At 48.4% G+C, this 1,009-nt stretch carries 1 protein-coding gene; it reads right to left on the bottom strand.

What is annotated here, in order from left to right; all coding sequences use genetic code 11:
* Positions 1-1,009, bottom strand: a 1,009-nt coding sequence (locus BAZSYMA_RS10140; protein ID WP_479385934.1) for an RCC1 domain-containing protein, incomplete at both ends; no start/stop codon positions are given.

Raw genomic sequence — 1,009 nt, 5'->3', positions numbered from 1 at the left:
ACCATTAGTAAAAGTCAATGATGGGGTTACAGTTGCAACGCTAGTACTAGAGCCGATACTATCACTGAGCATTGAAACAGTAACATCACCTATCGGCTGTTTGTCAAGCACTATGGTATAAGTGTTTGTGCTGTCTTCATCTACGCTCAAAGTAGTTGCTGATTGAGTAATGCCAAAACCAGTAGTGCTGCCTCCAAAATCTGAGCTACCCCACGCCGTGATTGAGCCATCGGTTTTAACGGCAGCAAAAGCACTCGAAGTTGAATAAATCTTGGTATAGCCACTATCAGAGGGTGCGCCTGTACTTCCATGATATAGCTCACCCCACGCCGTGATTGAGCCATCGGTTTTAAGGGCAGCAAAGGCTATATTATTTGAATAAATCTTGGTATAGCCAGTGCCAGAGGGTGCTGTGCCTCCTTTATCTGGGGAACCCCACGCTGTGATCGATCCATCAGTTTCAATGACAGCAAAGGCATATGCAGTTGAATAAATCTTGGTATAGCCAGTGCCAGAAGGCGCACCTTTGCCTCCATTATATGGACCACCCCACGCTACGATTGAGCCATCGGCTTTAAGGGCGACAAAGGCATACTGATTTGAATAAATCTTGGTATAGCCACTGTCAGTGGGTGCGCCTGAGCCTCCATTATATGGCTCACCCCACGCTACGATTGAGCCATCGGCTTTAAAGGCAGCAAAGGCATACCCAGTTGAATAAATCTTGGTATAGCCACTGTCAGTGGGTGCGCCTGAGCCTCCCCGATCTGAATTACCCCACACTGTGATTGAGCCATCGGCTTTAAGGGCGGCAAAGGCTTGCTCAGTTGAATAAATCTTGGTATAGCCAGTGCCAGCGGGTGCATTTGAGCCTCCATGCTTTGAGCTACCCCACACCGTGATTGAGCCATCGGCTTTAAGGGCGGCAAAGGCACCATGAGTTGAATAAATCTTGGTATAGCCCTTGCCAGCGGGTGCATTTGAGCCTCCATCCTTTGAATTACCCCAC

Source organism: Bathymodiolus azoricus thioautotrophic gill symbiont (assembly GCF_001298715.1).
Classification (GTDB): Bacteria; Pseudomonadota; Gammaproteobacteria; order PS1; family Pseudothioglobaceae; genus Thiodubiliella.
The sequence above is the reverse complement of the archived record's forward strand: the minus strand, read 5'-3'. Positions and strand labels throughout refer to the sequence as shown.